Genomic DNA, 7,100 nt, shown 5'->3' on the forward strand with positions numbered 1-7,100 from the left:
GGGTCGGGCCGTTGGGTCGTCGTCTTACTCCAGGGCTGCTTCGGCACGTTCCCGGCAGTCCGCCAGCGTCAGGGCGGACAGGGCTTCCCGGACGGCGGGGACGCAGACGGGGGCCATCGACAGGCTGGTCACCCCCAGGCCCACCAGCAGGGGAGCGAGGAGGGGGTCGCCGGCGGCCTCGCCGCAGACCCCGACCGGCTTGCCGGCTTCGCGGCCGGCCCTCGCGCACATCCCGATCAGCTCCAGCAGGGCGGGCTGGCGCGGGTCGAGGAGGTCGGCGAGGGCGGAGTGCTGGCGGTCGGCGGCGAAGGTGTACTGGGCGAGGTCGTTGGTGCCGATGCTGAGGAAGTCGACCTCCTGCAGCAGCCGGGACGCCCGCAGCGCCGCCGCCGGCACCTCGATCATGACGCCCACCTTGGCGATGCCCTTGGCCTTGGCCTGGCGGGCGAAGGCGCTGGCCTCCGCCATGGTGGTGACCATGGGCGCCATCACCCAGGGCTCGGTGCCGGTGCGGCGGGCGGCCTCGGCGATGGCGTCGAGCTGGGTGCCGAGGACGTCGGGCAGCAGCCGGTCCACGCGCAGCCCGCGTACGCCGAGCGCCGGGTTCTCCTCGTGCGGGAGGCCGAGGAAGGGCAGCGGCTTGTCGGTGCCCGCGTCGAGGGTGCGCACGATGACGCTGCCCGTCCGCGCGAAAACGTCGGCGTACGCCGCCACCTGCTCCTCGTACGACGGCGCCTGCTTGCGGTCGAGGAACAGGAACTCCGTCCTGAACAGCCCGACCCCCTCCGAGCCCGGCCGCAGGTCGGCGGCGGAGCCGATGTTGAGCAGCAGCTTGACGGGGTGGCCGTCGGCGGTCCTGCCCGGCCCGGTGCCGGCGGCGAGCCTGGCCCTGCGCGCCCGCTCTTCCCCCGCGACGGCGGCCGCCTGCGCGCCGGTGAGGCCGACGGCGATCTCGCCGGTGGTGCCGTCGACGCCGATGACGGTGCCGTCGTCCAGGTCCATGACGCCCTTGCAGGCCACCACGGCGGGCAGGCCGCGGGCGCGGGCCAGGATCGCGGTGTGGCTGGTGGGGCCGCCGCGCTCGGTGACCAGGGCCAGCACGTCGTCGCTCAGGCCGGCGGTGTCGGCGGGGGAGAGGTCGTCGGCGGCCAGCACGTACGGGTGGCCGGGGTCGGGCAGGCCCGGCATGGGCAGCCCGAGCACGGACGCGATGGCCCGGTGCTTGAGGTCGTCGAGGTCGGCGGCGCGTTCTGCGAGGTAGCCGCCGAGCGCGGCCAGGGCCTCGCGGTGCTGGGCGAAGGCGGCGTCGAGGGCGTGGGCGGCGTCCACGCCAAACCCGGCCCTGGCCTCGGCGTCCTCGCGCAGCATCGGGTCGCCGGCGATCATGGCGAGGGCCTCCAGGATCCCGGCCGCCTCGCCGCCCGCCTCCGCCGCCCGCCTGTTCAGGTCCGCGGCCACCGACTCCAGCGCCTCGCCGACCGCGGCCACCTCCGCGCCGGGGTCGCCGACGGCCCGTGGCGCGGGCAACGCGGGCGGTCCCGCCATCCGGAGCACCGGCCCGGCCGCCCGCCCCTGACTGACCCCCAGCCCGGCGATCCGCCCCGCGCTCCCCTCCCACGACTCGCCGTTCATCGGACCGTTCCCAGGGGCGGGGGAGGAACCGCCCATACCGCCCATCGGCCCGGCGTCGGCCGGCTCAGCGGCCGCTGGTCCGGAGGTGGCGGGTCCGGAGGGGGCGGGTCCGGAGGGGGCCGGGCCGGAGGGGGCCGGGCCGGAGCCGGCGGATGCGGAGGTCGTCGATCCGCCGGCGGGGACGGGGGTGGTCGGTTCGGTGGTGGGGGAGCCGGGGAGCGGTGGGGTGTCAGGCATCGAGGGCCTCTTCCGAGTCGAGGTCGCGGGACAGCAGGGCCGCCAGCGCGTCGAGCGCCTCCTCGGCCCCCGGCCCGTCGGCCTCCAGCGTGACCTCCGTGCCCTGGACCGCCCCCAGCGACAGCACGCCCAGCATGCTCTTGGCCGGCACGGCCTTGTCCCCGGCGCGGATCGTCACCGGCACCCCGGCCTTCACCGCCGCCTGCACGAACAGCTTGGCGGGCCGGGCGTGCAGGCCGCTGGCCGAGGCCACGACCACCGTACGTTGTGCCATGGCAGACCCTCCTAGGGCTCGATGGTGACCTTGATGGCCTCGCCCCTGCTGACCAGGTCGATGCCGTCCAGCACGCGCGGCAGCGGCAGCCGGTGCGTGATCAGGTCGGACACCACCACCGACCCCTCGGCGACCAGCTGCAGCGCCTGGGCGTTGTGCGCGGGGCTGGAGCCGTTGGCGCCGACGATGGTCAGCTCGCGGTAGTGGACCAGGTTGGAGTCGAGGGAGATGATCGGGTTGTCCTTGGGCAGCCCGCCGAAGAAGCTGATGCGCCCCTGCCTGGCCGCCATCCGCACCGCCTGCTCCTGGGCGGCGCCCGAGGCGGCGGCGGTGATGACGACGTCCGCGCCGCGTCCGCCGGTCAGCTTCAGCACCTGCTCGACGGGGTCGGTGTCGATGGCGGCGTCGGGGCGTACGAGCTCGGCCGCCATGGCGAGGCGCTCGGCGTTGACGTCCACCAGGAACACCCGGGAGGCGCCGCGCGCCCGCGCCAGGCGCACATGCAGGCAGCCGATGGGACCCGCGCCCATCACGACGACGTCGTCGCCGGGCCCGACGCGGGCCAGCTCCTGCCCGTTCAGCACGCACGCGAGCGGCTCGGCCACCGACGCCTCGGCGAACCCCACCCCGTCGGGGATGGCGTTGACGCCGTCCACGGCGAGCACCTTGGCCGGCACGATCATGTACTCGGCGAAGCCGCCGTCGTAGTGGTAGCCCATCGACTCCTGGTTGGGGCACACGGTGAGCCGCCCGCGCCGGCACTCGCCGCAGGTGCCGCACGGGATGGCGGCGATCACCTGCACGCGGGCGCCGGTGCCGACGACCTCGCCGGCGATCTCGTGGCCCATCACGCGCGGCGGCACGATGTGGTGGTGGCCGAACTTGAAGATCTTGTTGTCGGTGCCGCACGTGGAGCAGTTGCGTACCCGGATCTTCAGCTCGCCCGGACCGGCGACCGGCTCGGGCGCCTCCTCGATCCGGATGTCACCTGGCGCGTGGAAACGCGCGACCTTCATGTGAGCTCCTTCAATACCTGGGAGACCTCGGTGGCCTCCCGCAACGCCCGCGCCCTTTCCGGGTCGAGCAGAATGTCGGCCAGCGCCGCCAGCAGCGGCACGTGCCCGTCGTCCTTGGCCGCGATGCCCACGCAGAGCGTCACCTGCTCGCCGTCCCAGTCGACGCCGTCCGGGAAGCGCACCACGCAGATGGCGTCGCGCTTGACGGTGCCCTTGGATGCGGCGGTGCCGTGGGGGATGGCGACGCCCTCGCCGACGTAGGTGGAGATCGTCCGCTCGCGTTCGAGCATCGCCTCCACGTACGGCTCCTCGACGGCCCCCACCTCGACCAGCGCCCGCCCGCACCGGCGGATGGCCGCGGTGCGGTCTGGGGCGCTCTCGTGCAGCAGGACGGCCCGGGGGTCGAGCAGGTCGTCACGCATCGACCGTGCCGCCGTTCTTGATGGTGTTCACCAGCCGGGTCACCGCCGGGTCGCCGAGGAAGATCTGGAACGGGATCAGCACCTTACCCGGGGCGGCGGCCTTGGCACGGGCCGCCAGGCCGGAGTGGCAGACGATGACGTCGGCGTCGTCCGGGATGTCGTTGACGGGGGTGTGCTCGACGGTCACGCCCGTGTCCTTGAGCTGCTTCTTGAGCGTGGAGGCGAGCATGACGCTGCTGCCCATGCCCGCGTCGCAGGCCACGATGATCTTGTGGATGTCCTTGCTGTCGATGCCGGCCATGGCTCAGCTCTCCTTCTGGGTGGTTTCCGCGGTCTCGGCCTCTTCTGGCTGGGCCTTCTCGCCCCTGCCGAAGCCGAGCAGGATGGCGGCGATGGCGAACGAGACGCCGGTCGCCACGAGGATCCCCAGGCTGGAGGCGAGCCAGCCGCCCTTGGGGGTGACCGCGAGGTAGGCGAAGATGCTGCCGGGCGACGGGGTGGCGACCAGCCCGGCGCCGGTGATCATGAAGGTGAACACGCCGGCCGCGCCGCCCGCGATGACGGCCAGGATGAGGCGGGGCTTCATGAGCACGTACGGGAAGTAGATCTCGTGAATGCCGCCGAAGAAGTGGATGATCATGGCGGCGGGGGTGGTGGGCCGCATGGCGCGCGGGCCGAAGAGCAGGAAGGCCAGCAGCAGGCCGAGGCCGGGGCCGGGGTTCGACTCCAGCATGAACAGGATCGACTTGCCGCTCTCCGCGGCCTCGGCGACGCCGAGCGGGCTGAGCACGCCGTGGTTGATGGCGTTGTTGAGGAACAGCACCTTGGCCGGCTCGATCAGCACCGAGGCGATCGGCAGCAGGTTGTTGGTGATCAGCCACTCGACGGCGTTGCCGGCGCCGGTGGTGACGGCCTGCACGATCGGGCCGATGGCGTAGTAGCCGACGATGGCCATCGCGCCGCCGACGATGCCGGCGGAGAAGTTGTCGACCAGCATCTCGAAGCCGGCCTTGGTCCGCTGCTCCGTGAACTTGTCCACATATTTCAGGATCAGCGCGGTGAGCGGCCCGATGATCATGGCGCCGAGGAACATCGGCGACTCCGTGCCCACCACGACGCCCATCACCGCGACCGCACCGACGACGGCTCCGCGTTGACCGTGCACCATCCGGCCGCCGGTGTAGGCGATGAGGACCGGGAGCAGGATGCGGATGATCGGGTCGACCATCTGCGCGAGCGACTCGTTCGGCAGCCAGCCCGTGGGGATGAAGAGCGCGGTGATCAGACCCCAGGCGATGAACGCGCCGATGTTCGGCATGATCATGCCGGCCAGATGGCCGCCGATGCGCTGGATGGTGGCCTTGACCCCGGTTCCGGTGACCGGGGGAGTGTAGGTGTCGGCCATGGGACGTGCTCCTTTGGAGGATGAGCAGGAGATCAGCCGGGTTGCGGGAGTGCCGCGGGGACAGCGGTGGAGAGCGGACGGTCGGGGTCGGGCCGGCACACGGTGACGGCGCTGAGGTCGATGTGGGCGGGGCCCGGCATGCGGCTGCCGGGCTGCTGGACGGCGGCGGCTCCCCAGGCCAGCGCCTGCGTGAGTGCGTCGGGGCCGGTGCCGCCCGCGGCGAGGAAGCCCGCGAGCATGGCGTCGCCGGCGCCGACCGAGCTGCGCGGCACGGCGGCGGGCGCCTCGCCGTACCAGACGCCGGACTCCTCGACGAGGACGGCGCCGTCGGCGCCGAGGCTGGCCAGCACCGTACGGGCCCCCGCCGCACGCAGCTCGCCCGCGGCCGCGACCACGTCGCCGAGCCGCCTGATCGGCAGGCCGGTGGCCGCCGACAGCTCCTCCAGGTTGGGCTTGACCAGCGTGGGTGCGGCGGGCAGCGCGCACGACAGCGCGGGCCCGCTGGTGTCGACCGCGACGTTGATGCCGGCCCCGGCGAAGCGCCGGCACAGCAGCGCGTAGACGTCGGCGGGCACCTCGGGCGGCAGGCTGCCGGAGGCGACCACCCAGTCGGTGCCCTGGCCGCCGGAGTGCGCGGCGTCCAGCACGGCCTCGGCGATCGTGTCGAGCTCGGCGGGCGACAGCGCCGTGCCCGGCTCGTTGACCTTGGTGACGGTGCCGTCGGGCTCGGCGAGCGTGACGTTGGACCTGGTCGCGCCGGCCACCGGTACGGTCACCATGTCGAGGCCCTCGGCGGCCAGCAGGCGGACGAGCTGCCTGCCCTCGTCGCCGCCGTACGGCACCACCGCCCGGCTCGCCACCGCGTTGGCCAGCAGCGCGCGCGAGACGTTGACCCCCTTGCCGCCGGGGTCGAGGCGGGCCGCGGCGGCGCGGATGACCGCGCCCCTGTCGAGCGAGGAGATCTCGATCGTGCGATCGAGGCTGGGGTTGAGCGTCAGGGTGAGGATCACGCCCTGATCACCTCCGGACCGGCGGCCGCCACGTCGGCGGCCTGCGTCACGTCCAGCCCGGTGTCGGTGATCACCACGTCGATCTCGCTCAGGTCGGCGAACGTGGCCAGGTAGGTGTTGCCGAACTTGGTGTGGTCGGCGAGCAGCACGCTGCGCTGCGCGGCCTTCACCATCGCACGCTTGATCGCGGCCTCCGCGGGGTCGGGGGTGGTCAGCCCGCGGGTCAGCGAGCAGCCGTTGGTCGCCATGAACGCGACGTCCACGTTGAGCGTGGCCAGCGGGGTCAGCGCCCAGTCGTCCACGGTGGCCAGCGTCTTGCCGCGCAACCGGCCGCCCAGCATGATCACGTGCAGGTTGGCGCGGGCGGCCAGCGCGGTCGCCAGCGGCGGTGAGTTGACCACCACCGTCAGCTCCCGGTCGGCGGGCAGCACCTTCACCAGGCGGCCCGTGGTGGTGCCCGCGTCGATGATGATCGAGCCGTCCTCGGGCAGCTCGGCCAGCGCGGCCTTGGCGATGCGTTCCTTCTCGGCCGTCATGACCTCGTCGCGGGTGGCGAGCGCGGGCTCGAAGCCGAGCCGCTCCACGGGGATCGCGCCCCCGTGCACGCGGCGCAGCACGCCGGCCCGCTCCAGCGACGTCAGGTCGCGGCGGATCGTCTCGGTGGTCACGTCGAGCTCGGCGGCCAGCGTCACCACGTCGACGCGGCCCGCGGCCCGCGCACGTCGCAGGATCTCCTGCTGCCGCTCCTCGGCGTACATGATGTTGATTCACCGCCGTTTCGAGTTGGTTTCCTCTGTGTTTATACCCGCTTTCGTTGGCGGGTCAAGGGCCCACCACCGGAATCTGGTAGTTATAGGCGAATGCGTACCAAGCCCCTGGCACCCCTGCTCCTCGCCGGCAGCCTCACGCTGGCGCTCGCGTCGCCCGCCCAGGCCGCCGCGGCACCCCGCGTGCCCGCGGGCACGACCGCCGCGTGGGTGGTCTTCGACCGCCAGGCCGGCACGTTCGTCGCGGTGCGCAACGCGCCCACCCACAATCCCACCGCCCCCCTCACGAAGAAAGAAAAAAAGAAAAGCAAACATGGGGGCGCGCTCACCCGGGCCC

8 protein-coding genes and 1 pseudogene are annotated in these 7,100 nt (G+C 73.1%); 1 reads left to right on the forward strand and 8 read right to left on the reverse strand.

The window, feature by feature from the left end:
* Positions 1–24 precede the first annotated feature (24 nt).
* The 8 genes from ptsP to AB0K18_RS32750 form a co-directional block, all read right to left on the reverse strand.
* Positions 25–1,632, reverse strand: coding sequence for a phosphoenolpyruvate--protein phosphotransferase (gene ptsP / locus AB0K18_RS32715; RefSeq protein WP_364922075.1), 1,608 nt, complete (start codon positions 1,630–1,632; stop codon positions 25–27).
* 229 nt (positions 1,633–1,861) lie between these two features.
* Positions 1,862–2,143 (reverse strand): HPr family phosphocarrier protein, encoded by a 282-nt coding sequence (locus tag AB0K18_RS32720; protein ID WP_364922077.1) that lies wholly within the window; start codon positions 2,141–2,143, stop codon positions 1,862–1,864.
* An 11-nt stretch (positions 2,144–2,154) separates the two neighbouring features.
* Positions 2,155–3,159 (reverse strand): zinc-dependent dehydrogenase, encoded by a 1,005-nt coding sequence (locus tag AB0K18_RS32725; protein ID WP_364922080.1) that lies wholly within the window; start codon positions 3,157–3,159, stop codon positions 2,155–2,157.
* Positions 3,156–3,581: a PTS sugar transporter subunit IIA gene (locus AB0K18_RS32730; protein ID WP_364922083.1), complete on the reverse strand. Its 426-nt coding sequence runs from the start codon at positions 3,579–3,581 to the stop codon at positions 3,156–3,158. The genes AB0K18_RS32725 and AB0K18_RS32730 overlap by 4 nt, the downstream gene beginning before the upstream one ends.
* On the reverse strand, positions 3,574–3,882 hold the full coding sequence (locus AB0K18_RS32735; RefSeq protein ID WP_364922085.1) for a PTS lactose transporter subunit IIB: 309 nt from the start codon (positions 3,880–3,882) through the stop codon (positions 3,574–3,576). Before AB0K18_RS32735 ends, AB0K18_RS32730 begins: the two co-directional genes overlap by 8 nt.
* A 3-nt stretch (positions 3,883–3,885) precedes the next feature.
* Positions 3,886–4,986, reverse strand: coding sequence for a PTS mannitol transporter subunit IICB (locus AB0K18_RS32740; RefSeq protein WP_364922088.1), 1,101 nt, complete (start codon positions 4,984–4,986; stop codon positions 3,886–3,888).
* Between the two features lie 32 nt (positions 4,987–5,018).
* Positions 5,019–5,996, reverse strand: a complete 978-nt coding sequence (gene pfkB, locus AB0K18_RS32745; RefSeq protein WP_364922091.1) for a 1-phosphofructokinase — start codon at positions 5,994–5,996, stop codon at positions 5,019–5,021.
* Positions 5,993–6,754, reverse strand: coding sequence for a DeoR/GlpR family DNA-binding transcription regulator (locus AB0K18_RS32750; protein WP_364922094.1), 762 nt, complete (start codon positions 6,752–6,754; stop codon positions 5,993–5,995). Before AB0K18_RS32750 ends, pfkB begins: the two co-directional genes overlap by 4 nt.
* A 102-nt stretch (positions 6,755–6,856) precedes the next feature.
* On the opposite strand from AB0K18_RS32750, the pseudogene AB0K18_RS32755 reads away from it, so the two are divergent.
* A pseudogene (locus AB0K18_RS32755) lies at positions 6,857–7,100 on the forward strand (hypothetical protein); the annotation flags it as partial.

The organism is Nonomuraea sp. NPDC049421, assembly GCF_040677005.1.
GTDB classification, from domain to species: Bacteria; Actinomycetota; Actinomycetes; order Streptosporangiales; family Streptosporangiaceae; genus Nonomuraea; species Nonomuraea salmonea.

Bases quoted from the DNA above. Each gene is read 5' to 3' on its own strand.
- AB0K18_RS32750 (WP_364922094.1), bottom strand. From the start codon at position 6,754: ATGTACGCCGAGGAGCGGCAGCAGGAGATCCTGCGACGTGCGCGGGCC.
- AB0K18_RS32735 (WP_364922085.1), bottom strand. From the start codon at position 3,882: ATGGCCGGCATCGACAGCAAGGACATCCACAAGATCATCGTGGCCTGC.
- AB0K18_RS32740 (WP_364922088.1), bottom strand. From the start codon at position 4,986: ATGGCCGACACCTACACTCCCCCGGTCACCGGAACCGGGGTCAAGGCC.
- AB0K18_RS32720 (WP_364922077.1), bottom strand. From the start codon at position 2,143: ATGGCACAACGTACGGTGGTCGTGGCCTCGGCCAGCGGCCTGCACGCC.
- AB0K18_RS32725 (WP_364922080.1), bottom strand. From the start codon at position 3,159: ATGAAGGTCGCGCGTTTCCACGCGCCAGGTGACATCCGGATCGAGGAG.
- AB0K18_RS32730 (WP_364922083.1), bottom strand. From the start codon at position 3,581: ATGCGTGACGACCTGCTCGACCCCCGGGCCGTCCTGCTGCACGAGAGC.
- ptsP (WP_364922075.1), bottom strand. From the start codon at position 1,632: ATGAACGGCGAGTCGTGGGAGGGGAGCGCGGGGCGGATCGCCGGGCTG.